We start from the raw sequence: 25,326 nt of genomic DNA, 5'->3' as shown, positions 1-25,326 counted from the left end.
CGGCATATGACCGCACTCCTCCACCTAGCCCTCGCACAGTTCCGACCGCGCAAGGGCGACTACGACGGCAACCTGGCACGGCTACGCGGGCTGTTCGCCCAGGTCGACGCCGAGCAGCCCCGCCCGCAGGTGCTCTGCCTGCCCGAGTCGGCGCTCACCGGGTATTTCCTGGAGGGCGGCGTCCGGGAGCACGCGGTGACTGCAGGGACGTTGGCCGCCGACCTGCAGCGCACCTATCGCGCTGCGGTGCCGGGGGACAGCACGCTGGACGTGGTCATCGGATTCTACGAATCGTGGAACGGAAAGCTCTACAACAGCGGTGCGTATGTGACGGTGGGGAACACCGAGCCGGTGATTCGCCATGTGCATCGGAAGATGTTCCTGCCGACGTACGGGCTGTTCGACGAAGAGCGCTTCGTAGAGCGCGGGCGGGAAATTCGCGCCTTCGACGCTCCGTGGGGACGCGCGGCGATACTCATCTGCGAGGACGCATGGCACAGCATGACGGCCACGGTGGCCGCCCTGGACGGCGCCCAGGTGCTGTTCGTGCCCACCGCCCCGCCAGCGCGCGGGCCATGGCTCGAGAGCGACGGCTCGGGCGTCCCGGCGAGCGTGAGCCGTTGGGAGCGGCTGGCCCGCGACATGGCGGACGAGCACGGCGCGTTCGTGATTTTGGCCAATCTCGCCGGAAGCGAGGGCGGACGCATGTTTCCCGGCGCGTCGATGATCGCCGGCCCCAAGGGGGAGGTGCTGGTGCGCGGGCCTCTGTGGACGGAAGCGCTGGTGACCTACGCTCTCGACTTCGCCGACGTGGCGCGGGCGCGCGCCGACCAGCCGCTGCTTGCCGACCTCGAGGTGATGGCCCCACATCTGCGCGCGTCGATGGAGCGCGTGGAGCGCCGCGTGCCGGCCACGATCTCGTACGACCCCGCCGTCCTAAGGAACGTACCCGCGCGCGGCACCGCGCCGGCTCCGGCAACGCCGGTCTTGGTGGTCGACGGCAACGCCGTGCAGCGGCCACCGGTGCCGTTGGAGATCGATCCGGCGCTCACCGAGCGTTGGCTGGTTGAGTTCCTGCGTGACGAGGTGCGGCAACGCGGTTACGCCAAGGCGCTGGTCGGCGTGTCGGGCGGCGTCGACTCGGCGGTCACGGCGTTCCTCGCTGCGCGCGCTCTTGGACCGGAGAACGTGATCGGCGTTCGCATGCCCTACCGCACATCGAGCGCCGAGAGCAGCGCCCATGGCCAACTCGTGATCGACCGCCTCGGCATCGAAGGCCGCACGGTGGACATCACCGCCGGCGTGGACGGCTACCTGCAGACGACGCCCGACGCCGATCCGCAGCGACGCGGCAACGTCATGGCGCGCATGCGGATGATCGTGCTGTTCGACCTCTCGGCTCGCGATACGGCCATTCCCCTTGGTACCGGGAACAAGACCGAGCGCATGTTCGGCTACTTCACCTGGCACGCCGACGATGCCCCGCCGGTCAATCCGCTCGGCGATCTCTTCAAGACGCAGGTGTGGACGCTGGCCCGGCATCTGGGTGTGCCCGACGTCATCGTCGACAAGCCCCCGACCGCCGACCTCGTGGCCGGGCAGACCGACGAGGCGGATTTCGGGATCAGCTATGCCCGGGCCGACGAGATCCTCAACTGGTTCCTGTGCGGCTACTCCGAGGCTGACCTCGTGGCCCGAGGACTTGACCCGGCCGAGGTGGCGCTCGTGCAGAAACGCGTGGCGCGCACGCACTGGAAGCGCAAGCTGCCGACGGTCGCCATGCTCAGTCCGACTGCGATCGGCGAGAGTTACCTTCGGCCCGTGGACTACTGAGCCCGGCAACTGCCCCGGCAAGCTGGGAGCCGAGAGTCGTCAGCGCACGGCGCTCGCGGCCTGCAGGTTTCAGTGATCGTGTTTTCGCCGTTTACGCCGCTTCGGCATACGCGAGACTCACCGCCCGGCGGGCGCACCGCTTGAGTGCCCGATGCACCGTTCTCGCGTAGCGAATGAAGTTCATCCCCGCCCACGGAAACCGGGCGAAGAATTCGTGCGGAAGCATGTCGCTCTTCAGTCGATTACAGCGACAGCAGGCCAGGACGAGGTTGCCCGGATAGTGGGTGCCCCCCTTCGCGAGCGGGTACACGTGGTCCAGCGTGGCGTACTCGAAGTCGAGGCACGTCCCGCAGTACACGCAGCGGCGGCCGCAGTCGCGCATGGCCGCACGCTTGAGCGCGCGCTTCTGTTGGGCAGGATGCGTCCGGCGGGCGCGGCGCGGCGCGCGCGGGACACGGGGGAGGGAGACGTGGTGATAGTGCCGACGGCCGGACATTTCACCTCGCTGAAAGAGAAGACACCCCGCGACGGGACGGAAGTCCCTTCGCGGGGTGTCGCAACGGCCTGGAGCGGCCGGCTTCGGATGGCAGAGCAGATGCGGCGCTCGCGCGCCCGCACGGGACAGTCGAATGATCGCTGTCGGACCCGCGTGCTCATGCGCCTCCGGTTGGCGTGAAACGGACCCTGTGCCCGCCGGCCCATAAATGTGATACTGCGCGGCCACGCGCAAGAGTCATTTTCCCCCACGTGCGCCACGGGCCTGGCCTCGGGGACCGTCCGACTGTCCGACTCCGAACGTCGCGACTAGCTTTACAACGCTGTACCGTCTCGACCCGCGCGGCCCCGGCCGCGCGCCGTCTGCACTCGAACGGATCCAACTATGGCTACTTCGACCAAAGCGGAGCGCCGCGGCGCGCAGGTCCTGTCGCGCAGCCAGCTTCTCGCCGCGTATAAGACGATGCTCCTGTCGCGCCGGCTCGACGACAAGGAGATCCAGCTCAAACGCCAGAACAAGATCTTCTTCCAGATCTCGGGCGCGGGGCACGAGGCGGTGCTCACCGCCGCCGGTATGGTGTTGAAGCCCGCCCACGACTGGTTCTTCCTGTACTACCGCGACCGGGCGCTGTGCCTTGAGCTGGGCGAGACGGCGGCCCAGATGCTCTACTCCGCCGTGGGCGCCGCCGCCGATCCGAACTCGGGTGGCCGCCAGATGCCGAGCCACTGGGGCATGAAGGAACTGAACGTCGTCTCGGTCTCCTCGCCCACCGGCACGCAGTTCTTGCAGGCCGTGGGCACCGCCGAGGCCACCCTCCGCGCCAGACTGCTCGGCATCACCGAAGGGTTCGAGAAAGACGAGGTCGTGCTCGTCACCACCGGCGACGGCACGACCAGTGAGGGCGAGTTCTGGGAGTCGCTCAACACAGCGACCAACCTGAAACTCCCCATCGTCTATCTGGTGGAGGACAACGGGTACGCGATCTCGGTGCCGGTCGAGGTGAACACGGCTGGCGGCAGCATTTCCAAGATCGTGGGCGGGTTTCCCGGCCTGTTCGTGCAGGAGGTGGATGGATGCGACCTGCTCGCATCGTACGCCGCCATGCAGAAGGCCGTGGACCATGCCCGCAAGCGCAAGGGGCCGGCGCTGGTTCACGCACATGTGATTCGTCCGTACTCACACTCCCTGTCCGACGACGAGGTCATGTACCGGCCGCCCAAGGAGCGCGACGCCGATGCCGCGCGCGACCCGGTCACCCAGTTCCCCAAATGGCTCGTGGCAGAAGGCCTGGCGACCGAGAAGGATCTTGCCAGGATCCAGGAAGAGGTGGACGCGGAGGTATTGGCCGCCACCGACGACGCGCTGGCCCAGCCGCAGCCGGGGGCCGAGACCGTCTACCAGCATGTCTATTCCGAGGACGTCGATCCCACCTCGGAACAGTTCGACACCGAGGACGACCCCCAATTCTCGGGCAATGAGACGACGATGGTGGACCTGCTCAACGCGTGCATGAAGGACGAGATGCGCCGCAACGCCAAGATGCTGGTGTTCGGCGAGGACGTGGCCGACGTATCGCGCGACGAGTATCTGGACAAGGTCAAGGGCAAGGGCGGCGTGTTCAAAGTCACGTGGGGGCTGCAGAAGGAGTTCGGCAGCGACCGCGTCTTCAACTCGCCGCTGGCCGAGGCCAATATCGTCGGTCGCGCGATCGGTCTCGCGCTGCGTGGGTTCAAGCCCGTAGTCGAGATCCAGTTCTTCGATTACATCTGGCCGGCCTACATGCAACTCCGCAACGAGCTAGCCACCATGCGGTGGCGGTCCAACGGGCAGTTCACCTCGCCCGTGGTGGTGCGCACCACCTACGGCGGCTACATCCGCGGCGCCATCTACCACTCCCAGACCGGTGCTTCCCTGTTCACCCACACGCCAGGGCTGCGCGTCGTGTGCCCGGCCACGGCGCTCGACGCCAACGGTCTGCTCCGCACCGCCATTCGCTGCGAAGACCCGGTGCTCTTTCTCGAGCACAAGCACCTGTATCGCCAGACCTACAACAAGGCGGCGTATCCCGGACCGAACTTCATGATCCCGTTCGGCAAGGCCAAGGTCGTGCGCGAAGGCACCGACATAACCGTCGTGACCTACGGCGCCACGGTTCATCGCGCCTTCATGGCGGCCAACCAGTCGGCCGAAGAGACGGGGTTGAGCGTCGAGGTGATCGACCTGCGGACGCTCTCGCCGTGGGATCGCGACTCGGTGTATGCGAGTGTGAAGAAGACGTCGCGCGTGATCGTTGCCTACGAGGATTCGCTGTCGTGGGGCTACGGCGCGGAGATCGCCGCCGCCATCGCCGACGAATGTTTCCCATGGCTGGACGCCCCGGTGAAGCGCGTGGCGAGCGCCGACACGTTCGTCGGATACGCGCCGCAACTCGAAGACGCCATTCTGCCTCAGGTGGAGACGTTCAAGGCCGCATTCCGCGACATCGCCGCGTTCTAGGACGGCACGCACCCGCCCCCGGCCGCACGGACATCGTTCGTTCCGGACGCGGGCCGCTTGCTCACGGCGCGCGTTTGGTGCGCGCCCTCAGCCATAGCGCGACAGGTCGTCGAGCGTGAGCTCCGCGCCCTGCGCGTCGACGACCCGCGCGCCTTCCGGCGCGAACTTGCGAATCTCGGCACTCGATCCCACGCGCGCTACCCGGTCGCCGGCCAGTGCCGCAGCATCGACCCACGGACGGCGCGGCTGGCCGGTGGCGATGCGAGCGTTCACGATCACGTGCGTGATCACGGCGCGGAGAGTGGAATCGGGGTCGGGCATCACGGAACGTGGAAGCGCGGGGAACTGACCGCTCCACGTTAACTTTCAGAGACCTTCGCCACCAGTTGCTCCCCCATGCACAGCATCGCCACCAACATCTGGTTCTGGGTTGGCTTCCTCGCCTTCGTGCTCACGATGCTGGCGCTGGACCTGGGTGTCTTCCATCGGGAGGCGCACGAGGTACGGCCGCGCGAGGCGGCGATGTGGACGGTGCTGTGGGTGACCCTGGCCCTGTTGTTCGCGCTCGTGTTGCGCATCTTCGAGCCCCGCGGCACCGCGCTCACCTTCCTCACCGGCTACCTCCTCGAGGAATCGCTGAGCGCCGACAACATCTTCGTCATCGCGCTGATCTTCACGTACTTCGGCGTACCGAAGCGCGCCCACCACCGCGTGCTCTTTTACGGTATCCTCGGCGCGCTCGTGCTGCGCGGGGTGTTCATCGCGGTCGGGGCGCTGCTGTTGGCCCGGTTCGAGTGGGTGCTCTACGTGTTCGGCGCGTTGCTCGTGTTCACCGGCTTGCGCATGGCGTTCCACGACGACTCGGCCGATTTCGACGGCGAGAAGAATCTGGCCGTCCGCCTCACGCGTCGGTTCGTGCCCATGACCCCGCACTACGACGACGCGCGATTTTTCACCCGGGACGGCGTGCGCCGGCTGGCGACGCCGCTGCTCCTCGTGCTGGTGATGGTCGAGGTCACCGACCTCGCATTCGCGATCGATTCGATTCCCGCGATCTTCGGAGTGACCCGAGACCCGTTTCTCGTGTTCACGTCGAACATCTTCGCCGTGCTGGGGCTCCGCTCCCTGTTCTTCCTGCTGGTGAGCGTGATCGATCGTTTCTACCTACTCAAGTACGGCCTGTCGGCGATTCTCACCTTCATTGGCGTGAAGATGCTGGTCGATCCCTGGGTGAAGGTGCCGATCGGGGCGTCGCTGGCCGTGATCCTCTTCGTGCTGGTCGTCTCGGTGGCAGCGTCCCTGGCGTGGCCGAGACACGCGCCCGACCGCTGACCGCTGGCCGTCAGCCCCGGCGCTCCATCGCGTCGCGGATGTCGAGCAGGATTTCCAGGTAGAGCTGCTCTCGCCGGTACGCGAAGTCGAGCGTCGTCATTTGCGAGGGATCGTCGGCGGCTTTCGCGCGGTCGAAGGCCTCGCGGTACATGTCGTCCAGGTTGCTCAGAATACGATCGCGGGAGCGGGACATACGGATCTTCTCGAGGGCGCTGAGGGTCAATCGAGGGACGTCATCGGCCGGATCGTGCTGGCGGTCCTTACCCCCCGTTGCGAGCAACCGCTTGGCGGCGCTCACCATCATGCGGCGGGATTGTAGGGGTTCGTCAGCCATCGATGCGGCCCAGGAGCAGTGTGCGGGGCAACATAGCCGCCCGGCGACGGCGGAGCAATCGGCCGGTCAGCGAAGCTGCCTGTCTCGCATCAACTGCACGATGATCCGGTCGTCCCGCGCCGCCGGTTCCAGGAGAGCCAGGACCTCGGCCGCCGTGGCCCCTTCGCAATGCATGAGTGGCGGTGGGGCGCCCGCCTCGTTTTCGCGCGGGACACCGCCCCGCCGATCGACTTCCAACACGGCGGTCACGGGAAACACTCCGGCGTCGCTCGTGCGCCTGATGCGTACGGCGGGGCCAGAAGCCAGGAATCGCTGGTAGAGAATGTCGTCGGACATCGGCTGACGATGGAAGGACGGGGCGGGACAAGGTGCGGCCGACAGACGCCCACCGCAAGCGACCCCAGTCAGCGCCGTTCCAGCCGGTGGAACACCGCCTCCTCCACCACCCGCCCGTCCCGCAGGTGCTCCACGACGATCCGCTCGAGCAGCACGGGGGTGACTCCCGCATACCAGACCCCCTCGGGGTACACCACGACGATCGGCCCTCCGCCACACACCCCCAGGCAAGGGGTCTCGCCCCGTTTTACCCGCCGCGGCCCGTACAGCAGCCCCTCGCGCTGCAGCAGCTCGGGGAGCAGGCGGTACAACTCCCGTCCTTCCCGATCTGGCGCGCAGTATCCGCCCACGCACACCAATACGTGGCGGGCATATGGCTCCATGAGGGGGGCGAGCTGCTGCGGCGTCAGAGGCATGGGGAGATGCCCACAATTTAGCCGCCCGCGCCACGACGGGTGTCGCCGTCCGCTGGCGTCGCTAAGTTGGACACATGGCCAACCCCGACGAGTTCGCCGCCATCGATTTGCGTGTGGGCACGGTGCTCGCCGCCCATCCATTTCCCGAGGCACGGAAGCCGGCGATCAAGCTCACCGTCGACTTCGGTCCCGAGGTCGGGATCCGCCGCTCGAGTGCGCAACTCACGGTGCATTACACGCCTGAAACGCTCGTCGGTCGGCAAGTGGTGGCCGCAGTCAACCTCGGCACGCGCCGTATTGCCGGGTTCGAGAGCCAGGTGTTGGTGCTCGGCGCGCTGCCCACGTCCACGGAAATCGTACTGCTCAACCTCGACCAGCCGGTGCCCAACGGCACGCGTATCGGCTAGGACGGCCCATGACACCCCCGGTCAAACCGGTGAACATGATCCGCGCCGTGTGGCAGGGCGAGCGGCGCTTCGATGCTGGCCGCGTGGGCCAGCCGGCGGCTCGCATCGATGGCGACGGCGTCACCGCCCAGTCCCCGCCCGACGTCCTGCTCAGCGCCCTCGCCACGTGCAGCGCGGTGGACGTGGTGGACATCCTCGCCAAGCGCCACACGCCGGTGGCGGCACTGGAGGTCGAGGTCGTGGGCGAGCGGCGCGCCACGCATCCTCGCCGGTTTCTCGCCATCGACCTCACATTCCACGTCACGGCCCCCGGGGTCGAACGGAGCCACGCTGAACGCGCTGTGATGCTCTCACTGGAACGCTACTGCTCGGTGGCGTCCTCGCTCGCCCCGGATGTCGTGATCCAGACAGTGGTCACGCTCAACGGGGAGCGGGGCGAGGTGGTCCGTCAGAAGATCGGGCGCTGACGACGGCGCCCGCCCGCCGCCCGTCAGCGCGCGAATCCCTCCTCGCGCAGCCCCTGCAACACCTTGGCGCGCAGGTCGGGCGACGCGCCCTGCCGCCGGTTCAGGGCGTGGACGGCATCGAAGAAGTGCTCGTGGAACGCCTTGTATTCGAAGCACCCGCGGCATTCGGCGATATGGGCGCGCAACCGCTCGGTGGTCTCGTCCGTGAGCTGCTCGTCGAGATAGTCCCACACGTGCTTGAGCACCTCGAGACATTCCGGGGGCAGTGGGGGAATCTGTGCGCCGCTCATCCGGCCTCCTCGGTCTTTCGTACTCCGCGCGCGACCCCGATGTCACGCGCGTACGCCAACAGCCGCTCCTGCACCAGCCGCCGGCCGCGGAACAGTCGCGACCGGATGGTGCCGATGGGCACGCCGAGGATCTCGGCCGCGGCCTCGTACGGTTGGTCCTCGATGTCCACGATCACCATGGCGGAGCGAAAGGGTTCCGGCAGTTCGCGCACGGCGCGCTCGATGGCAGGCAAGATATCGAGGCGCGCGAACAGATCGGTGTACCCTTCCTCCAGCGCCGCGGCATACACCTGCCCGGCGCCGATCACGTCGCGCTCCGCGTCCTCGATGTCCACCATGGGCCGCTCCCGTTCGAGCGACCGCAGGAACACGTTGCGGCAGATGGTGAACAGCCACCGGCGGCAGTCGCTGCCCGGGGTGTAGGTGTGCCAGGATCGGTAGGCACGCAGATACGTTTCCTGGACCACATCGTCCGCATCGCTGGCGTCGCGCGTGAGCGACAACGCGAAGCGATGGACGTCGTCGAGCCAGGGCAGCGCTTCGCGTTCGAAGGCCGCGTCGGTGCCGCTGTCGGGTGCGTCGTCGGAGGTGGGCCGATTCATGGTTTGACGCATCAAGGTAACGCCGCGATCTTCGGCACGACCAGGGTGTGCCGCCGATCGTTCGGCGATGCCATCGTCTCCCAAGATAACTCCGCCACGTACGCAACAGGTCATCACCCTAGACTCCCTCCGTGCGACTAAGCGCCACCCGCGCCTTGTGGTTCCTGCTCGCCTCGCCCCTGGCCTCCCCGCTCGCCGCCCAGGCCACGCGGGCCGACTCGACACGCCGCGACTCGACCGCCGCCGAACTGCCGCCGGTGGCCGTCTCCGCCACGCGCTCGGGCGTGCCCCGCGACCGCGTGCCCAACGCCACGGCCGTCGTGGGCCGGACCGCGATCGACCGCGGACGCGCCACCCTGGGGCTGGACGAATCCCTCGCGCTCGTGCCTGGCGTGTACGTGGCCAACCGGTACAACTTTTCGGTGGATCAGCGCATCTCCATTCGCGGATTCGGAGCGCGCTCGGCGTTCGCCGTGCGCGGCATCACCGTGCTGCTCGATGGCATTCCCCAAACGCTCCCCGACGGCCAGGGGCAGCTCACCAACGTCGAGTTGGGAGAGGCCGACCGCATCGAAGTGCTGCGCGGATCGTCGTCCGCGCTGTTCGGCAACGCCGCCGGCGGGGTGATCAGCATCTGGAGCGATCCCGTGCCGCCGGCCCACGCCACCGAGCAGATCAGCACCACGGGCGGCGCGAGCGGCGCCGGTCTCGACCGCACGTGGAGCAAGTGGCTCAGCACGACGCGGTGGCGGGTGGGCGATGGCGTCGCCCAGCTCACGGCATCGCGCCTCGGCTATACGGGTGAGCGCCAGCACAGCACGACGGATCTGCGCACTCTCAACGGACGGTTGATACTGCCGGTATCCGGCGCGTGGACACTCACGGCGCTCATCGACGCCGCCGATGATCCACGCGCCGACAACCCGGGTTCGCTCACCGCCGCCGAGCTGGCGGCCAATCCCGATTCGGCGCCGCCGGCCTACGTCGCCACCGCCGCCGGCAAGTCGGTCACCCAACTCCAGAGCGGCGTCACACTGCATCGGTTCGACGACGGCGGTGGGCAGATGTCGTTCACGGTGTATGCGCTCACCCGTGATCTGCAGAATCCGCTGACGTATGCGTACATCGATCTCCACCGACGGGCATATGGGTTGCGCGGATCGCTGAGCCGCCCGGTCCAGTTCGGCAGGCTACGGCAAACGCTCACCGCTGGACTGGACGCCCAGTGGCAGCGCGACGATCGCATCAACTTCGGAAATGTCGGCGGCTCACCCACCGTCGTTCGGTCGCTCGACCAACTCGAACACGTCAGCTCCGTGGGACCGTTCGTGCAGAGCGCGCTGGAGATCGCGCCATACGCCACCCTCACGGTGGGCGCGCGGTACGACGACATTGGATTCCACGTGCACGACCGCCTCGTCACGGCCACCAACCCCGACGACTCCGGCGACCGGCTGATGCACGCGCTGAGCGGATCGGCGGGACTCACCGTGCGGGCGAGCGACGCCACCACCGTGTACGCCAATGTCGGCTCGTCGTTCGAGACGCCGACTACCACCGAACTGGCCAACCGCCCCGACACGGCGGGCGGGTTCAACCCCGCGCTCGGCCCGCAGACCGCCACCACGTACGAGGTGGGCCTACGCGGCGCGGCCGGCGATCGCTTGACCTATTCGTTTGCGCTGTATCAGGCCGCGGTGCGCGGGGAGTTGATCGCATTCCAGGAGCCGACGTCGCCGGGGCGCAGCTTCTACCGCAATGCCGGCAGGTCTCGTCACCGCGGCGCCGAGATGGGCGGCCGGCTGGCACTCGCACCGGGCTGGTCGGTTTCCGCTAACTGGACCGTCTCCGACTTTCGCTACACGCAGTACACGGTTGACGGCCGGAACCTGGCGGGCCGGCAACTGCCCGGCATTCCGCCGCAGTGGCTCGACCTGGTGCTCCACGCCGCTCCCGATGCCGCGCGCGGGGGTTGGGCCGACATCGAATTCCAGCACACGTCGGGCTACCTGGTGGACGACACCCTCGACACGCGCACCGCGCCATGGACCGCGGTCGGTGTCCGCGCCGGCTGGGACGGACTGGCCGGCCGCTCGCGGGTGCGCCCGTTCGTGGCCGTGAACAATGTGTTCGACCGCCGGTATGTGAGCTCCGTGGTGATCAACGCGGCGAACGGCCGGTATTACGAGCCGGCGCCGGGGCGAAACATCTATCTCGGCGTGTCGCTGACCCTGGGCTCCTAGCGCACCACGGCCCCGCTAGATTTCGCGCGATTCGACGCCGCGCGGAATTCGAATGGCGACGTCGTGGTCCGGGCCCGAGGTTGCGCACCGTGCGTTCACACGCTGAGACCCATCGATGATTGGTGACCTGGTCGGAGGCCATCCGCGCGCGGTGCGGCTGCGGATCGTGATGGCCTTCGCCGCCGTGTATGTGCTCTGGGGCTCCACCTTCCTGGCGATGCGTTTCGCCGTGGAGACGATTCCTCCGTTTCTGATGGCGGGGATGCGCCACCTCGTGGCCGGAACGCTGTTGCTGGCGTGGAGTTGGCGGCGCGCCGAACGACGGCCGACCCGTGCGGACTGGTTCGGGGCCGCGGTGGTCGGGGTGCTGCTCCTGGGAGCCAACGGAGGCGTTGCGTGGGCCGAGCAGCGCATCGCGTCGGGAACCGCCGCGCTGATCGTCGCGACCGTCCCGCTGTGGATGGTGCTCATTGACTGGGGGCGTCCACGGGGGATCCACCCGGGAAAAGGCGTCCTGATCGGGCTCGCGCTGGGACTGGTCGGCGTCATGCTCCTCGTGGGGCCGGGTGAGTTGACGGGCCACGGAACGGTCGATGCGGTCGGTTCCCTGGTTCTCGTGCTGGGGTCCGTGAGTTGGGCCGCCGGATCGATCGTGGCGGCACAGTCACCGAGGCCCATCGTCCCGATTCTGGCCACCGCGATGCAGTTGGTAACGGGCGGCGTCGCCTTGCTCCTCGTTTCGGCGATTGCGGGCGAGCCGGCCCATTTCTCGTTGGCGCACGTGTCCGCCAAATCGGCGCTGGGCTGGGGGTATCTGGTGATCTTTGGCTCCGTGGTGGGGTTCACGGCCTACGTGTACCTCCTGCAAACGACCACGGCGGCCAGAGTTTCGACGTACGCATACGTGAACCCCGTGATCGCCGTGTTGCTGGGCTGGGCGTTCGCAAACGAAGCGGTAACGGCACGCACGCTGCTGGCAGCCGCAGTGATCGTCGCCGGCGTGGCGATCATTACGATCGCGCGCGCCAGCTCGGCTCCGCCACCGGTGGCGGAAGAGGCGATCGGCGACTGAGTGCGACGGGACCCGGCGCGCATTCCGCACCGCGCGCTCAGCGTGCATATTGCCCGGGGAGTTTCCCGCCTTTCAGGAGCGTCTCTTGGGCACGTGTCGCAATGCCGTGACTCGCCGCACCCTGTGGCTTGCCGCCGCGGGCGCCTGCGCCGCACTCGCCGTCTCGGCGCCTCGCGCAGGTGCACAGGTCGCTACCCGTTGGCCGCAGCATTCCATGGACCGCCCGCAGCCGCCGGTAGTCGATCCGGGCCCGTACATACGCGACGATGCGCGCCCCGCCGATGCGATCGTGCTCTTTGACGGGCACGACCTCGCCCGGTGGCGCGATGACAAGGACGGCGCGGCCAAGTGGACCGTGAAGGACGGCTACTTCGAGGTGGCGCCGGGCACCGGTACCATGCACACGGCGCAGGGGTTCGGCGACGTGCAATTGCACATCGAGTGGAGCGCGCCCACTCCGCCCAAGGGCGAGGGACAGGAACGCGGCAACAGCGGCGTGTACCTGCAGGGCCTGTACGAGGTGCAGGTGCTCGACTCGTACCAGAACAAGACCTACCCCGACGGCCAGGCCGGCGCGATCTACGGGCAGTTCCCGCCTCTCGTGAATCCGGCGCGGCCCCCTGGGGAGTGGAACGTGTACGACATCGTCTTCCACCGGCCCCACTTCGACGCGAACGGCAAGGTCACGGCGCCGGCGCGATACACGGTGTTCATGAACGGCGTGCTGGTGCAGGACAATGTGGCGCTGAGCGGCCCGACGGCAAACGGCGTGCGGCCGCCGTACACGAAGACGCCCGATCGCCTGCCCCTCGCGCTGCAGGACCACGGCGATCTCGTTCGCTTTCGCAACGTATGGATCCGGGAACTTTCCGAGGAGCATCGATAATGCAGGGGACGAAGCAGCGGGCACTATACGACGTCTGCATCGTAGGGTCGGGCGCCGGCGGCGGGATGGCCGCCTACATGCTCACCAAGGCCGGCGCCAAGGTCGTCGTGTTGGAAGCCGGGCAGATGTGGACGCCGGCCACCGACGGCGCGATGCTCAAATGGCCCTATGACTCGCCGCGCCGCGGCGCCTCGACCAAGGAGCGGCCGTTCGGTGAATTCGACGGCTGCATTGGCGGTTGGGAACTCGACGGCGAGCCCTATACGCGGGCGCCCGGCACCGAATTTTCCTGGTGGCGGGCCCGCATGCTCGGCGGCCGCACCAACCACTGGGGGCGCATTTCGCTCCGCTTCGGGCCCGACGACTTCCGCGGGAAGTCCATCGACGGCCTGGGCGACGACTGGCCCATCTCGTACGATGACATCAAGCCGTACTACGACGAGGTGGACCGGTTGATTGGTGTGTTCGGCAGCAACGAGGGACTGCGCAACGCCCCCGACGGTGTCTTCATGCCACCCCCCCGGATGCGATGCAACGAGGTGCTCGTGAAGCAGGCCGCCGACCGGCTCAAGATCACCTGCATTCCTTCGCGCCTGTCGATCATCACCAAACCACTCAACGACCGGCCGCCTTGCCACTACTGCGGGCAGTGCAACCGCGGCTGTTCCACGGCGTCCAATTTCTCGTCGAGCAACGTGCTGTTCCCGCCCGCGATGGCCACCGGCAAGCTGACCGTGATCCCCTACGCGATGGCACGCGAAGTGACGGTGGACGCCAACGGACTCGCCACCGGCGTGTCGTACATCGACAAGCGCACGCGCACCGACCAGCACGTCAAGGCGCGCGTCGTCGTGCTGGCCGCCAGCGCGCTCGAATCGGCGCGGCTCCTGCTCAACTCGAAGTCGTCGCGGTTCCCCAACGGACTGGCCAACGGCAGTGGAGCGGTGGGGAAGTACATCTCCGACACCACAGGCACCGACGTCGGCGGATTCATTCCGCGGATGACCGATCAGGTGCCGCACAACCACGACGGCGTGGGCGGCGCCCACATCTACATGCCCTGGTGGCTGGACAACAAGACGCTCGACTTCCCGCGCGGCTACCACATCGAGGTATGGGGCGGGCTGTTCATGCCGTCGTACGGCTTCATGGGGGGCATCCAGGACTATCCGCCGGGCGGCGGCTACGGCAAGTCGCTCAAGGCCGACTACCGAAAGTATTACGGCGCCACGGTCGGATTCTCGGGTCGCGGCGAGATGATCCCGAATGATGACACATACTGCGAGATCGACCCCACGGTGGTCGACCAGTGGGGCATTCCGGTGCTGCGCTTCCACTGGAAGTGGTCGGACCACGAGTACAACCAGTCCCGGCACATGCAACAGACCTTCCGCGCGCTGATCGAGGAAATGGGCGGCGAGGTGCAATCGCCGATGCCGACGCGCGAGCAGGGCTTCGGCCTGGCCACCGGGGGCACGATCATTCACGAACTCGGCGGCGCACGCATGGGCAACGACCCGAACACCTCGGTGCTCAACGCCAACTGCCAGGCGCACGAAGTGAAGAATCTGTTCGTCGCTGACGGCGGGCCGTTCATTTCACAGGCCGACAAGAACCCCACGTGGACGATTCTCGCGCTCTCCATGAGAACCAGCGCCTACATCGCCGAGCAGCGCAAGCAGGGGGCCCTATGAACCAGGACGACCGCAGCCAGGCCGTGCCCGATACCGCCGAGGCGGGCGCCCCGGACGACGCCCTCCGTCACGACGCGCCGACTGGACTGTCGCGCCGTGAGGCACTGGGCCTCATGGCGGCGCTGCCGCTGGTTGGCGCCATCGAGCTCACGCCGCCGGTGCTCCAACGCGCCCTCCGCGCCGCCGACGAGGCCCGCACCGCGCGTGAAGCGGGCGACGCCGGAGCCGCCGTGCCCAAGTTCTTCACGGCCCACGAGTGGCGCACGGTACGCATGCTCGTGGATTACGTCGTTCCGCGCGACGACAGGTCGGGCAGCGCCACCGACGCCGGCGTGCCGGAATTCATGGACTTCATCATGGGCGACAAGCCCAATAATCAGGTCTGGATGCGCGGCGGCCTGGCCTGGCTCGATCTCGAGTGCGGGCAGCGCTACGGTACGACGTTCGTGGCCAGCAAGCCGGCACAACGTACCGAGATCCTCGACGCGATCGCCTACCCGGCCAAGGCCACCCAGGCCGTACGGGCAGGGGTCGCGTTCTTCAACCGATTCCGCGACATGACGGCGTCGGGATTCTACTCCAGCAAGATGGGGATCGCCGACGTGCAATATATGGGGAATCAGATGAGGCCCGGATGGGACGGGTGTCCCGATGCGGCGTTGGCCAAGCTCGGAGTGAGCTATAAAGACGTGTACTGACTGACGAACAGCGCAACCACGTACGGCGCCGGCGATTACGGCACAGAACCGGTACTGCGGCAAATTCGGAGGGGCGCGCTGCGAGGCGCCCGAGCACTCCGGGTGGAACCATCCCGCCGTTCCACTCTCCTACTCTCCTACCGTCCTACCCTCTCACCCGAACATGACTTCCCCTCCCTTGGGCATTGGCTTCATCGGCAGTGGATTCAACGCCCGCTTCCACATGCAGGCCTTCACCGCCGTGCGCGACGCGGAAATTCGCGGGGTGTGGAGCCCCGATGCCCGACGTGCCGCTGCCGCCGCCGACTACGCATCCTCGCTCGACCTCGGCGAGGCCCGGCCCTACCGGTCGATCGCCTCCATGGTCGCCGACCCCCGCATTGATGCCATCTGGCTCTGCGGACCCAATCAGGCGCGCATCCAGAACGTCGAGGAGATCGTCCACGCCATCGAACGCGGCAAGGGAGAATTGCGCGGGCTCGCCTGCGAGAAGCCGCTGGCCCGCAACGTCGCCGAGGCCAAGCAGGTCCTGGCGCTCGTCAAGCGCGTGCGACTCAACAACGGCTATCTCGAGAACCAGTTGTTCGCCCCGCAGATCGAACATGGGCGCAACCTCATCTGGGCGCGCGGCGCGGCCCTCACCGGGCGCCCCTACGTCGCCCGCGCCGCCGAGGAGCACAGCGGCCCCCACATGCCCTGGTTCTGGCAGGGGCGTTTGCAGGGCGGCGGCGTGCTCAACGACATGATGTGCCACTCGGTGGAAGTCGTGCGGCACCTCCTCACCCGCCCCGGCGAGCCGCGGAATTCGCTGCGCGCCGTGCGGGTCACCGGCCACATCGCCAGTCTCAAGTGGTCGCGCCCCGAATACGTCCGCCGGCTCAAGAAGATGATGGGCAAGGCAGTGGACTACGGTCGCCACCCAGCCGAAGACTTCGCCAGCGTCATCGTCGAATTCCGCACCAGGGAAGGCCTCACCGTGATCGGCGAGGCCACCACGTCCTGGAGCTACGTCGGCGCGGGACTCCGGCTCTCCGCCGAACTACTGGGCCCCGAATACTCGATGTCGTGGAACACGCTCGACAGCGGGCTCAAGCTGTTCTTCAGCCGCGAGGTCAGAGGAACGGTCGGCGAGGATCTCGTGGAGAAGCAGAACGCCGAGATCGGGCTCATGCCGGTGGTGGCCAACGAAGCCGCGACCTACGGGTACGAGGCCGAAGACCGCCACATGGTCCAGTGTTTCCGGCGCGGCACGCGGCCTTCGCTCACCTTCACCGACGGCGTCGAAACGGTGAAGATGCTCATGACGGCGTACCAGAGCGCCGAACTGGGACGTACCCTGCCCTTCCCCGCGCGCGGCCTCGACACCTTCGTGCCCAAGGTCGCGAAGGGAACCTGGAAGGGGTCGGCCTAGCTCAACCGCAGCAGCTTCGCCGCATTCCCTCCCATGATCGCCGCGCGCTCGGCCGCGGTCACCGGCAGAGCGCGCAGACTGTCCAACATCTTGGGAATGCTCCCGATCTGGTGCGGATAGTCGCTGCCGGCGAGCAGGTGGTCCGGGCCGGCGAACGCGAGCGCCAGTTTCATCGCGTCGGGGTCGAAGTTGACCGTATCGTAGTAGAACTGCCGCAGATGCTCACTGGGCGGCCGGTCGATGTTCACTCGGCAGTCGCTGAACGCAAAGAAACCGCGGTCGAGGCGTTCGGCGAGATACGGGATCGCGCCGCCCATGTGCGTCAACACCCAGCGGATATTCGGAAACCGCTCGACCGCACCGCTGAACACCAGCTTCGCCGCCGCCAGCGTGGTATCGAACGGGAATCCGATGAGCGGCATCAGCCAGTAGTCGGTCATCGCCTCCACCCCCACCGGATCGGTGGGATGGATGTACAGCACCGCGTGCCGCCGGTTCGCTTCCTCATAGAGCGGCCAGAACCGCGGATCCGAAAGCGCGGTGCCGTTCACGTTGCTGAACAGCATCGCCCCTGGCAGGTGCAGCTCGTCCATCGCCCGGCGTAGCTCCGCCGCCGCCGCCTCGGGATCGTTGAGCGGCAGCGTGGCGAGGGCGGTGAAGTGCGTCCGCCGTTCCGTGATCACACGCGCAAATGCGTCGTTGACCAGCCGCGCGAGCTTCACGGCCATCGCGGGCGTCTCCACGTGTGTGCCCGGCGTGGTGAGCGTGATCACCTGCCGGTCCACACCCTCCGCGTCGAGTACCTGCTGCCGATACGCGATGTCACGGTGCCCCCGCACCGCGACGTTGTAATCACCAGGATAGTGAATGCAGGGATTGCCCTCGGCATCGTCGGTCACGCGCACGGCGCTATCGCCGGTGCGCAGCACGTCGAGGTACTCGGGCGGGTAGAAATGGTTGTGAAAGTCGATGATCATGGGCGCGGAGATCCTATCCGGTCGGAGGAAACGGGTGCGGAGTGGCGGCCGGTCAGGCCGCCGCCGGCGACTGTGGAACTATCCGCGGCCGGAATATGACGGCGAAGATGACGCCGATCGCCAGCGCGCCAACGGACGGCACGAGCCAGATGCTGTGCCAGTCGTGGACGATCGGCGCACACTGCTGTGCCGCCGCCGCGGCGGCCGTACAGGCCGGGTTCGTGGTCGCGAAGTGGCCGGCAACGGAGCCGGACACGAACGCGCCGATGAAATAGCCGACCCCATTGGTGACGAAATTGATGAGTCCCTGCGCGGCCGCGCGGATCTTCGGCCCCGCCTTCTCGTCCGTGTAGATCTGGCCGGCCACGAAGAAGAAGTCGTAGCAGACGCCGTGGATTACGATGCCGAGGTAGATGAGCCACATCCCCGATCCGGCGTTGCCGTTGGCGAACGCGAAGTACCGCAGGGCCCACGCGAACATCCCGCCTACCATGATCGCCTTGATGCCGAACCGGCGCAGGAGGTAGGGGAGCATCAGGAGGAACAGCACCTCGAAGTCCTGCCCGAACGTCTGGATGAACGCCGGTTCCGGCGCCCCGATCGCGTTGAGGAATGGATTAGCAAAGGTATAATAGAACTGGAGCGGGATGCACAGCAGGAACGAACCGAGGACGAAGATGAGGAAATCCGGATCCTTGAGCAGTTGCAACGCGTCGAGGCCCAACGCATCCCGTACGCTGAATGGCGCGCCCGCGGCCTTGGGCGGCGTGTGGGGGAGCGACAGCGAGAACACCGCCATCACCACCGATGCCCCCGCCGCGATCTCCATCGGAAGTGCCAGCGCGTCCGCGCGCAGTTCACGTCCGATCAACCACCCGGCCACGATCCACCCCACCGTCCCCAGCACCCGGATCAGCGGAAAGTCGTGCGCCGGATCCTTCACGTGGTGAAAGGAGATCGAATTGGTCAGGGAGAGCGTCGGCATGAAGCACAGCGCGTATGCGATGAGCAGCGGATAGAACGTGCCGAACGTGGTCTGTCGAGACACCATCCACATCAGCCCCGCGCCCACGAAATGCAGCAGCGCCAGGAGCTTTTCGGTGGCGAAGAAACGGTCGGCCACCATGCCCACGAAGAACGGGCTGACGATGGCCGCGATGGCCGTGGCCCCGTAGGCCAGACCGATTTGCGAATCGGTGAACTTGAGCGTCGTACCGAGGTACGTCCCCATCGTGACGAACCAGACCCCCCAGATGAAATACTGGAGGAACATCATTACCGAGAGCTTCGTTCGGGCAGCGTGCACGGGGTGTCTCCCATCCGGGTGGAACGGGGTGGCGGGCCGATCCCGAACCGAGGGATCGAAACGGCAGTCGCGCTAAATTAAAGCGCGGTTAGAGTTTCGCCACTTGTACCTTGCGCGAATCCATACGAAGGGAAAGTCTTAACGTCGTGCCCGCAACCCCCATCTCGAACCCGACCATCGCGACCGGCGTGCTCGTGGAAGCCTGCGTCGACTCCGCGGAGTCCGCTCGCGCTGCGGAGGCCGGAGGCGCGGGCCGCATCGAACTCAGCGAAAACCTGTACGAGGGGGGTACGACCCCCAGCCCAGGCCTCATCGCATTCGTCCGGGAACGGGTGAAGATTCCCGTCCACGTGCTCGTGCGCCCCCGCGGCGGCGACTTCATCTACGACGACGACGACGTGCGCGTGATGCTCGGCGACATCGCCTTCGCCAAGGCGGTGGGCGTCGACGGTATCGTGCTCGGCGCGCTGTTTCCCGATGGCGCCGTGGACGATCGGAGCACTCGTATACTGGTCGAGGCGGCGCGTCCGCTCTCCACGGCCTTCCACCGCGCCTTCGATCTGGTGCGCGATCCCTTCGAGGCGCTCGACACCTTGATAGCGCTCGGCGTCGACCGCGTACTCACCTCGGGCGGCGCGGCCACGGCCCTGGAAGGACTGGAAACGCTGGCCGCCCTCGCCTGGCGGTCCGAAGGTCGCTGCACGATCATCGCCGCGGGTGGCATTACGGAGCACAACGTGGGCCGCATCATCGCGGACGCCGGCGTCCACGAAGTGCACGTGCGGGCCAGCAAACGCCGCGACAGCGACATGCGCTTCCGGCGCGAGAGCGTGACGCTCGGCAAGCCCTACGTACCCGACGAGTACGCCCGCGTGGTCACCAGCGCCGACCTCGTACGGCTGGTCGTCGCCGCCTCGACCGACGCCATCGCGTCGCCGGCGGCAGCCAGCGAGCCGGCTGCCGACTGAGGCGGCGGGCCCGACCCTCACCACGTCAGGTGATTCAGATAGGTGAAGCTCGCCCGCGCCGACGCGTACGGGTCGCTCGCGTCGTCCCGCTCCACAAAGCAGTGCGCGAGCCCGGCCCGTTCGAATGCCTCGAGAATCCTGGGAAAATCGATATCCCCCGAACCCACGTCGGCCATCGCGCCGTTCGCCGCTCGGTCCTTGGCATGCACCATCGGGAACCGGCCGGGATACTCGGCGATGTAGGCCAGGGGATCCCGGCCGCCCGTCACCATCCAATAGATGTCGATCTCCATCTTCACCAACTCGGCATCGCACTCTGCGAGCAGTCGGTCGTACGGCACGATGCCGTCCACCGGTTTGAATTCGGCGGCGTGGTTGTGGAAGCCGAACTGCAGCCCGGCCCGCTTCGCCGCAGCGCCCGCCACGTTGAACCGCGCCGCCACGCCCTTGATCCCGTCCGGCGTCAGATCGCGATCACTGAACGACGGACAGATGATGTACGCCTGGCCGAGCGTCACCGCATCGTCGAGCATCTGGGGCCATGCGCCCATATCGTCCGGCAGCCCCACGTGCGACGACGGCGCCACGAGTCCGTGCCGGTCGAGCATCGCGCGCACGTCCTTGGCCGGATGGCCGAACAGCCCCGCGAATTCCACCTCGCGGTACCCGATCTCGGCCACCGTGGCAAGCGTGCGCTCCACGTCCACGCCCATCTCGCGGCGCACCGTGTACAGTTGCAGGCCGATGGGTCCCAAGCTGCCGGCGGGCCGGCGCCACGCGGCGGACGCAAGGTGCGGCATGAGCACACCGCCGGCGACGGCGCTCAATGTGGTACGGAGAAAATCTCGGCGTTCCATGCGTGGCCTCCTCAGCCGTTGGTTCCGGTGAGCCATCCCCGCCGAACGCGGAGTTGGTCCGGCGTCGGGTCGGGCACCAGATCGATCGTCCAGCGTTGGCCGGCGCGGTTGAGCCGCAGGCCGGCCCCCGCCAGCACGGTGTCGAAGTCCACGTCGTCCGTGCCACCCACGCAATGCACGAACCAGGCGTGCAGGTCCGTGCCGGCGGCCTCGCTCACCGCCGCCTCCACGTCGTCCTCGGTGTAGCCCCGCCCCTGCAGATAGTACGACGCGTTTGGCTGATACCACGACCGCTGGCGCAGATTGGCGAACGCGTCGCCCAGCGACCGTGTGTTGTGCGTGCGCTCGCGGATGAGCAGATCCAGATAGAGGGCGCGCCCCGCACCCTGCGTGTAGTAGCTGAAGAAGATGTCGTTCCGGTTCACCGGTTGCGCCTCGGACGCCTGGTCCCAGAACGGCGCTTCGAACGACGCCATCCGAGGCGACGTTTCCTTGCGACCGGGCGCCGTGAGATTCGATTGCACGATGGACGCTGCCGCCGCGAGCATCTGGGCCTGGCCGGTGATTCCTGCGCGGTGCAACGCCATCATCCCGTAGTACTGCGTCCACCCTTCGGCCACCCACAAGCTCGGCTCATAGCGTTCGCTCGTGTAGTCGAACGGGCCCAGCAGCATCGGCCGCACGCGCTTCACGTTCCACACATGGAAGTATTCGTGCGCCGCCGTGGCCACGCCGGCCAGTACGGTCGCCGTGTCTACCCACCGGTTGCGGTCGGCAATCTGCGTGGAGAACAGATGCTCCATCCCGTCGCCGCCAGGAAATCCGAGGTGAAACAGGAAGGTGTACATCTTGATCGGCGGCGGACCGAACACCGAATTCTCGTAGGTCACGATCCTCTTCACGTCGCCCACGAACCGGGCGCGCTCGGCGGGCGTGGTCGGACCATTGTGGTGCACCATCGTCCGGTAGAGCACGCCGTCCACCGCGAAGCTGTCCACTATGAATGCCGGCGCCACCTCGGTGGGCGTATCGACCAACCGATCGTAGTTCTCGAATCGGTAGTCCACTTGATCGGGCGTCACGGCGTCGCCGTTGATGATGTGCCACCCCGGCGGCGGCACCACATGGAGCGACACCGGATCCGGTTTGTGGTGCTCCACGTACATGAACAGCGACGGCCCGTTCCACGTGGCATGAATGGTATCGAGTACGCTGAACGTGCCAGACATTGGCGCGTCGGCATACGACCGGTAGCGCACGCGCACCGCGGCAAGGCCCTTGACGTATAGCCGCCAGCGCGAGCCGTTGGTGCGGTCCCACTTCACCGGCTGGCCCGCCGGGGTCATGACGCTGAAGTCCTGCACGTTCTTGGCGAAGAACATCGGGGCGTACCGCCCCGGCGACCACACCGGCATCTGCAGGATCAATGTGTCGTCGGCCAACCGGTGGATGTCGATCTGCAACGCATACAAGTGCGACGCCGGATCCGGCATCGCGATCTGATAGGCGATCGCGTACGCGCCGGCCCGTTGGGCCGCGGCCGTCCGGGCCGACGCGAGAATCGAGAGCGCACCGGCCACGCCGGCCGCCGCGCGGATGAAGCGATGCGAGCGCAAGGTAGTTCCTCGGGATGAGCGCCACCCAAGCATGCCGCTCCGCTCCGCGTCGGTCAATCGGCCTCAGAGGGGCGGTCGACCGCGGGGGTCGGAGCGGCGCTGCTCCACGCGCACGGCGAGCAGTCCATGGTCGGCACGGTCGATCATGCGCATCAACGGCTCGTTCGGCCGGCGCGCAGCCCAGCCGAGTGAGAAGGGCACCGGGGCTGAATGTTCGCCCGACTGGCGCAAGCGCTGTGCGATCGCATCGGTCTGGGCCGCATCGGCATCCACGAGAATCACCACGAACTCATCACCGCCTACCCGCACCACCGCTTCCTCGGCGCGCACGTAGCGCATCAGGAAGCGCACCATGCGCACGAGGATCCGGTCGCCCGCCTGGTGGCCGAATTCGTCGTTGTACTGCTTGAAGTGATCGATGTCGACGAACAGGCATCCCCACTGCCCACCCGGATCTTGCCTGAACTGGTCGTCGAGTTGGTCGAGGTAGCGCCGGTTGAGCGCGCCCGTGAGCGCATCGTGGGTGGACAGTTCCACCAACTCCGCTTCGAGCTGCTTGCGCGGCGTGATGTCCACCAGGACCCCATGGTAGAACGCCTCACCCGTCTCCGGATCAACCACCACGTAGCTCGTGTCGAGCACCGTGCGCACCTGACCGTCGGGGCGGCGCAGTTCCAGTTCGAAATCCCGCACCAAGCCGTCGCGCGCCAACAGCTCACGCTGCAGATCCCGCTGTTGCGGATCAACCAGCAGATCCGTGGCCGCATAGGGCGCCAACTCGGCCACCGACTGGACGCCGAACATGGTCAGGAACGCCGGGTTCGCGTCGAGGATCCGTCCATCCGTCGAGGTGATGTACAACCCTTCCCCGAGGTTGCGGGCGAATTGCAGCAGGGTGTCCGGATCGGAGAGCGAGCGGTAGCGCATCGTGAACAACTTCCCCAATACGCCGTTGGGACGCTATTTCGGATTTTGTTCGGGATCGATGCCGTGCAGTGCGTCACGGCTGTTGCTCTGGCGCAACACCCATCTTGTCGTGAAGTTCACCCTCCCTCTTTCCGTCCACCATCTTCGCCATGGCCCTATTTCCCAAACACCCCGTCGCGGCGCGCGACCCGCAGCCGGTGGGCTATTCCGTGTTCGACACCCAGATGAGCGTTGACGGCGACGTCGAAACCGACGCCTCGTTGCGCATCGATGGTCGCCTCCGCGGCAGTGTCCGATCGGCCGGCGTCGTGGTGGTCGCGGCGGGCGCGGCGGTGATCGGGGACGTCGCAGCGCGCGAAATCATCGTGGGCGGTGCGATCACCGGCAACGTCACGGCGACCCAGCGAATCGAATTGCAGGAGTCGGCCGTCGTGACCGGCGACATCGAGGCATCGGCGATCATGATCCAGGAAGGGGGCAGCGTGGAGGGTCGGATGACGATTCATCCGACGTCCATGACCGTGAGCGGAACCGAGCGTGCCGCCACGTCGGCCGCGCCGCATCTCCGGGCCGCCTTGGGTGGCAACGCCGGCTGACCTGCTCTCCATGCCCAACGCCCAAGCGCCGCGGCCCCGCCGCATCTGGACGATCCTCATCGTCCCACCCGAACCGACGACCAAGACCCACACGGTGCGCCTGCACGGCCGGCACGTGCGCGGGGTGGCCTGGGGGGCGGCGCTGGCGTTCGTCGCCTATACGGGTTGGTCTATGACTCAGGCGCTGCAGGTGAATGCCAGCGCCGTCCAGCTGGCCGACGTGCATCGGCTCGTCCTCACGCTCAACGACAGCCTGCAGTCCGCGAACCAGCGCGCCGATTCGGCCCTGCGCCTAGCCGCCATCACGGCCCGTGTGGCGCACGGTCTGACGCTCATCGCGCGGGTCGCGGAGCGCTCCGAGTCCGAGGGGGCCGGTGCCGCCGCGGCCGGGGTCGTGCTCCCCGTGTCGGGCACCATCACCAGCCGGTTTTCCCGGTCGCGATGGGAGCCCATTCTCAATCTGTTCCGCCCGCACGAAGGCGTGGATATCGCGGCGCCGCTCGGCACGAGCATCCGGGCGCCAGCCGACGGGCGCGTGATGTTCGTCGGACCCCGCCTCGGGTACGGTCTGGTGGTGGAGTTGGACCACGGTGGCGGCGTCAAGACGCTGTATGCCCACTGCGAGCGTATCCTCGTGCAGGACGGCGACTACGTGGCAGCCGGCGCGGTGATCGCAAAGGTGGGGTCCACCGGACTATCCACGGCTCCGCACGTGCACTTCGAGGTGATCGTGAATGGCCGTCACGTCGACCCGCTGGAGTATCTGCTGACCCCCCGCGATCCCGGCGCCGCCCCAGCGGCCGCGTTCGCGGCGGCCGATCACGAGTAGCGGGAGCAATGCCGCCGGCATCGGGCGGCTCGGTGCTCCCGCTGCCGGTTTCGCCCCACCCCCTCTGTCCGTTCTGGCTGCGACCGACTAAGAATCCATTAAGCCCGCCGCGCGCGCTCCCGCTGAGCGCCCGGAGGGCTCGATATTTCTGACGGTGACAGTCGTCCGGAGCCTTAACGAACTCCGGGTCCGTACTGTCCCACATTACGGTCGCGCACGCGTGCGCCATGGAGGACG

Annotated in this window: 26 protein-coding genes; 14 read left to right on the top strand and 12 right to left on the bottom strand. The window is 67.2% G+C overall.

Annotated features, from left to right (window positions below; translation table 11 throughout):
- Positions 1-6: 6 nt before the first annotated feature.
- Positions 7-1,833 (top strand): NAD+ synthase, encoded by a 1,827-nt coding sequence (locus VNF92_08240; protein HVA57865.1) that lies wholly within the window; start codon positions 7-9, stop codon positions 1,831-1,833.
- A gap of 91 nt (positions 1,834-1,924) precedes the next feature.
- On the opposite strand, the gene VNF92_08235 is transcribed toward VNF92_08240, so the two are convergent.
- Positions 1,925-2,329, bottom strand: coding sequence for an HNH endonuclease (locus VNF92_08235; protein ID HVA57864.1), 405 nt, complete (start codon positions 2,327-2,329; stop codon positions 1,925-1,927).
- Positions 2,330-2,713: 384 nt separating this feature from the next.
- Between VNF92_08235 and VNF92_08230 the strand changes: the two genes are divergently transcribed.
- The gene (locus VNF92_08230; protein ID HVA57863.1) at positions 2,714-4,825 is read left to right on the top strand and encodes a dehydrogenase E1 component subunit alpha/beta; all 2,112 of its coding nucleotides are present in this window, start codon (positions 2,714-2,716) and stop codon (positions 4,823-4,825) included.
- Positions 4,826-4,912: 87 nt separating this feature from the next.
- Here VNF92_08230 and VNF92_08225 read toward each other — a convergent pair whose 3' ends face one another.
- On the bottom strand, positions 4,913-5,146 hold the full coding sequence (locus VNF92_08225) for a hypothetical protein (GenBank protein HVA57862.1): 234 nt from the start codon (positions 5,144-5,146) through the stop codon (positions 4,913-4,915).
- Between the two features lie 75 nt (positions 5,147-5,221).
- Here VNF92_08225 and VNF92_08220 point away from each other — a divergent pair, with 75 nt between their 5' ends.
- Positions 5,222-6,157: a TerC family protein gene (locus VNF92_08220; GenBank protein ID HVA57861.1), complete on the top strand. Its 936-nt coding sequence runs from the start codon at positions 5,222-5,224 to the stop codon at positions 6,155-6,157.
- A gap of 10 nt (positions 6,158-6,167) precedes the next feature.
- On the opposite strand, the gene VNF92_08215 is transcribed toward VNF92_08220, so the two are convergent.
- The 3 genes from VNF92_08215 to VNF92_08205 form a co-directional block, all read right to left on the bottom strand.
- On the bottom strand, positions 6,168-6,491 hold the full coding sequence (locus VNF92_08215) for a hypothetical protein (protein ID HVA57860.1): 324 nt from the start codon (positions 6,489-6,491) through the stop codon (positions 6,168-6,170).
- A 66-nt stretch (positions 6,492-6,557) separates the two neighbouring features.
- Positions 6,558-6,827, bottom strand: coding sequence for a hypothetical protein (locus VNF92_08210; protein ID HVA57859.1), 270 nt, complete (start codon positions 6,825-6,827; stop codon positions 6,558-6,560).
- A 68-nt stretch (positions 6,828-6,895) separates the two neighbouring features.
- Complete coding sequence (locus VNF92_08205; protein ID HVA57858.1) at positions 6,896-7,243, bottom strand: (2Fe-2S) ferredoxin domain-containing protein; 348 nt, start codon at positions 7,241-7,243, stop codon at positions 6,896-6,898.
- A gap of 74 nt (positions 7,244-7,317) precedes the next feature.
- Between VNF92_08205 and VNF92_08200 the strand changes: the two genes are divergently transcribed.
- Positions 7,318-7,650: a tRNA-binding protein gene (locus VNF92_08200; protein HVA57857.1), complete on the top strand. Its 333-nt coding sequence runs from the start codon at positions 7,318-7,320 to the stop codon at positions 7,648-7,650.
- Between the two features lie 8 nt (positions 7,651-7,658).
- Entirely contained in the window at positions 7,659-8,117 is a 459-nt protein-coding gene (locus tag VNF92_08195) for an OsmC family protein (protein HVA57856.1), read from the top strand.
- A gap of 23 nt (positions 8,118-8,140) precedes the next feature.
- Here VNF92_08195 and VNF92_08190 read toward each other — a convergent pair whose 3' ends face one another.
- Complete coding sequence (locus VNF92_08190; protein HVA57855.1) at positions 8,141-8,407, bottom strand: zf-HC2 domain-containing protein; 267 nt, start codon at positions 8,405-8,407, stop codon at positions 8,141-8,143.
- Complete coding sequence (locus tag VNF92_08185) at positions 8,404-9,009, bottom strand: sigma-70 family RNA polymerase sigma factor (GenBank protein HVA57854.1); 606 nt, start codon at positions 9,007-9,009, stop codon at positions 8,404-8,406. Before VNF92_08185 ends, VNF92_08190 begins: the two co-directional genes overlap by 4 nt.
- Before the next feature lie 131 nt (positions 9,010-9,140).
- Here VNF92_08185 and VNF92_08180 point away from each other — a divergent pair, with 131 nt between their 5' ends.
- From VNF92_08180 to VNF92_08155, 6 genes are all read left to right on the top strand, one after another.
- A complete protein-coding gene (locus VNF92_08180) occupies positions 9,141-11,252 on the top strand; it encodes a TonB-dependent receptor (protein ID HVA57853.1) in 2,112 nt (703 codons plus the stop codon).
- Positions 11,253-11,367: 115 nt separating this feature from the next.
- Positions 11,368-12,324, top strand: coding sequence for an EamA family transporter (locus VNF92_08175; GenBank protein ID HVA57852.1), 957 nt, complete (start codon positions 11,368-11,370; stop codon positions 12,322-12,324).
- Positions 12,325-12,538: 214 nt separating this feature from the next.
- Positions 12,539-13,210 (top strand): DUF1080 domain-containing protein, encoded by a 672-nt coding sequence (locus VNF92_08170; GenBank protein ID HVA57851.1) that lies wholly within the window; start codon positions 12,539-12,541, stop codon positions 13,208-13,210.
- The gene (locus VNF92_08165; protein HVA57850.1) at positions 13,210-14,904 is read left to right on the top strand and encodes a GMC family oxidoreductase; all 1,695 of its coding nucleotides are present in this window, start codon (positions 13,210-13,212) and stop codon (positions 14,902-14,904) included. Before VNF92_08170 ends, VNF92_08165 begins: the two co-directional genes overlap by 1 nt.
- A complete protein-coding gene (locus VNF92_08160; protein ID HVA57849.1) occupies positions 14,901-15,602 on the top strand; it encodes a gluconate 2-dehydrogenase subunit 3 family protein in 702 nt (233 codons plus the stop codon). Before VNF92_08165 ends, VNF92_08160 begins: the two co-directional genes overlap by 4 nt.
- A gap of 163 nt (positions 15,603-15,765) precedes the next feature.
- Positions 15,766-17,013, top strand: coding sequence for a Gfo/Idh/MocA family oxidoreductase (locus tag VNF92_08155; protein ID HVA57848.1), 1,248 nt, complete (start codon positions 15,766-15,768; stop codon positions 17,011-17,013).
- On the opposite strand, the gene VNF92_08150 is transcribed toward VNF92_08155, so the two are convergent.
- Both VNF92_08150 and VNF92_08145 read right to left on the bottom strand, forming a co-directional pair.
- Positions 17,010-17,990: an amidohydrolase family protein gene (locus tag VNF92_08150; GenBank protein HVA57847.1), complete on the bottom strand. Its 981-nt coding sequence runs from the start codon at positions 17,988-17,990 to the stop codon at positions 17,010-17,012. The genes VNF92_08155 and VNF92_08150 overlap by 4 nt on opposite strands.
- Before the next feature lie 52 nt (positions 17,991-18,042).
- Entirely contained in the window at positions 18,043-19,296 is a 1,254-nt protein-coding gene (locus tag VNF92_08145) for a nucleoside permease (GenBank protein ID HVA57846.1), read from the bottom strand.
- A gap of 146 nt (positions 19,297-19,442) precedes the next feature.
- Between VNF92_08145 and VNF92_08140 the strand changes: the two genes are divergently transcribed.
- Positions 19,443-20,264, top strand: coding sequence for a copper homeostasis protein CutC (locus VNF92_08140; protein ID HVA57845.1), 822 nt, complete (start codon positions 19,443-19,445; stop codon positions 20,262-20,264).
- A 17-nt stretch (positions 20,265-20,281) separates the two neighbouring features.
- Here the strand turns inward: VNF92_08140 and VNF92_08135 are convergent, their stop codons facing one another.
- The 3 genes from VNF92_08135 to VNF92_08125 form a co-directional block, all read right to left on the bottom strand.
- Positions 20,282-21,121 (bottom strand): sugar phosphate isomerase/epimerase, encoded by an 840-nt coding sequence (locus tag VNF92_08135; protein HVA57844.1) that lies wholly within the window; start codon positions 21,119-21,121, stop codon positions 20,282-20,284.
- 11 nt (positions 21,122-21,132) lie between these two features.
- A complete protein-coding gene (locus VNF92_08130; GenBank protein HVA57843.1) occupies positions 21,133-22,737 on the bottom strand; it encodes a hypothetical protein in 1,605 nt (534 codons plus the stop codon).
- Positions 22,738-22,800: 63 nt separating this feature from the next.
- Positions 22,801-23,664, bottom strand: coding sequence for a sensor domain-containing diguanylate cyclase (locus tag VNF92_08125; protein HVA57842.1), 864 nt, complete (start codon positions 23,662-23,664; stop codon positions 22,801-22,803).
- Positions 23,665-23,813: 149 nt separating this feature from the next.
- On the opposite strand from VNF92_08125, the gene VNF92_08120 reads away from it, so the two are divergent.
- Both VNF92_08120 and VNF92_08115 read left to right on the top strand, forming a co-directional pair.
- Positions 23,814-24,260 (top strand): polymer-forming cytoskeletal protein, encoded by a 447-nt coding sequence (locus VNF92_08120; protein ID HVA57841.1) that lies wholly within the window; start codon positions 23,814-23,816, stop codon positions 24,258-24,260.
- A 10-nt stretch (positions 24,261-24,270) separates the two neighbouring features.
- The gene (locus VNF92_08115; GenBank protein ID HVA57840.1) at positions 24,271-25,089 is read left to right on the top strand and encodes a M23 family metallopeptidase; all 819 of its coding nucleotides are present in this window, start codon (positions 24,271-24,273) and stop codon (positions 25,087-25,089) included.
- Positions 25,090-25,326: the final 237 nt, after the last annotated feature.

The organism is Gemmatimonadaceae bacterium, assembly GCA_035533015.1.
GTDB lineage: Bacteria > Gemmatimonadota > Gemmatimonadetes > Gemmatimonadales > Gemmatimonadaceae > JAGWRI01.
This window is presented reverse-complemented; position numbering and strand designations above follow the sequence as displayed.

Bases quoted from the DNA above. Each gene is read 5' to 3' on its own strand.
- VNF92_08240 (HVA57865.1), top strand. From the start codon at position 7: ATGACCGCACTCCTCCACCTAGCCCTCGCACAGTTCCGACCGCGCAAG.
- VNF92_08235 (HVA57864.1), bottom strand. From the start codon at position 2,329: ATGTCCGGCCGTCGGCACTATCACCACGTCTCCCTCCCCCGTGTCCCG.
- VNF92_08230 (HVA57863.1), top strand. From the start codon at position 2,714: ATGGCTACTTCGACCAAAGCGGAGCGCCGCGGCGCGCAGGTCCTGTCG.
- VNF92_08225 (HVA57862.1), bottom strand. From the start codon at position 5,146: ATGCCCGACCCCGATTCCACTCTCCGCGCCGTGATCACGCACGTGATC.
- VNF92_08220 (HVA57861.1), top strand. From the start codon at position 5,222: ATGCACAGCATCGCCACCAACATCTGGTTCTGGGTTGGCTTCCTCGCC.
- VNF92_08215 (HVA57860.1), bottom strand. From the start codon at position 6,491: ATGGCTGACGAACCCCTACAATCCCGCCGCATGATGGTGAGCGCCGCC.
- VNF92_08210 (HVA57859.1), bottom strand. From the start codon at position 6,827: ATGTCCGACGACATTCTCTACCAGCGATTCCTGGCTTCTGGCCCCGCC.
- VNF92_08205 (HVA57858.1), bottom strand. From the start codon at position 7,243: ATGCCTCTGACGCCGCAGCAGCTCGCCCCCCTCATGGAGCCATATGCC.
- VNF92_08200 (HVA57857.1), top strand. From the start codon at position 7,318: ATGGCCAACCCCGACGAGTTCGCCGCCATCGATTTGCGTGTGGGCACG.
- VNF92_08195 (HVA57856.1), top strand. From the start codon at position 7,659: ATGACACCCCCGGTCAAACCGGTGAACATGATCCGCGCCGTGTGGCAG.
- VNF92_08190 (HVA57855.1), bottom strand. From the start codon at position 8,407: ATGAGCGGCGCACAGATTCCCCCACTGCCCCCGGAATGTCTCGAGGTG.
- VNF92_08185 (HVA57854.1), bottom strand. From the start codon at position 9,009: ATGAATCGGCCCACCTCCGACGACGCACCCGACAGCGGCACCGACGCG.
- VNF92_08175 (HVA57852.1), top strand. From the start codon at position 11,368: ATGATTGGTGACCTGGTCGGAGGCCATCCGCGCGCGGTGCGGCTGCGG.
- VNF92_08170 (HVA57851.1), top strand. From the start codon at position 12,539: ATGGACCGCCCGCAGCCGCCGGTAGTCGATCCGGGCCCGTACATACGC.
- VNF92_08165 (HVA57850.1), top strand. From the start codon at position 13,210: ATGCAGGGGACGAAGCAGCGGGCACTATACGACGTCTGCATCGTAGGG.
- VNF92_08160 (HVA57849.1), top strand. From the start codon at position 14,901: ATGAACCAGGACGACCGCAGCCAGGCCGTGCCCGATACCGCCGAGGCG.
- VNF92_08155 (HVA57848.1), top strand. From the start codon at position 15,766: ATGACTTCCCCTCCCTTGGGCATTGGCTTCATCGGCAGTGGATTCAAC.
- VNF92_08150 (HVA57847.1), bottom strand. From the start codon at position 17,990: ATGATCATCGACTTTCACAACCATTTCTACCCGCCCGAGTACCTCGAC.
- VNF92_08135 (HVA57844.1), bottom strand. From the start codon at position 21,121: ATGGAACGCCGAGATTTTCTCCGTACCACATTGAGCGCCGTCGCCGGC.
- VNF92_08125 (HVA57842.1), bottom strand. From the start codon at position 23,664: ATGCGCTACCGCTCGCTCTCCGATCCGGACACCCTGCTGCAATTCGCC.
- VNF92_08120 (HVA57841.1), top strand. From the start codon at position 23,814: ATGGCCCTATTTCCCAAACACCCCGTCGCGGCGCGCGACCCGCAGCCG.
- VNF92_08115 (HVA57840.1), top strand. From the start codon at position 24,271: ATGCCCAACGCCCAAGCGCCGCGGCCCCGCCGCATCTGGACGATCCTC.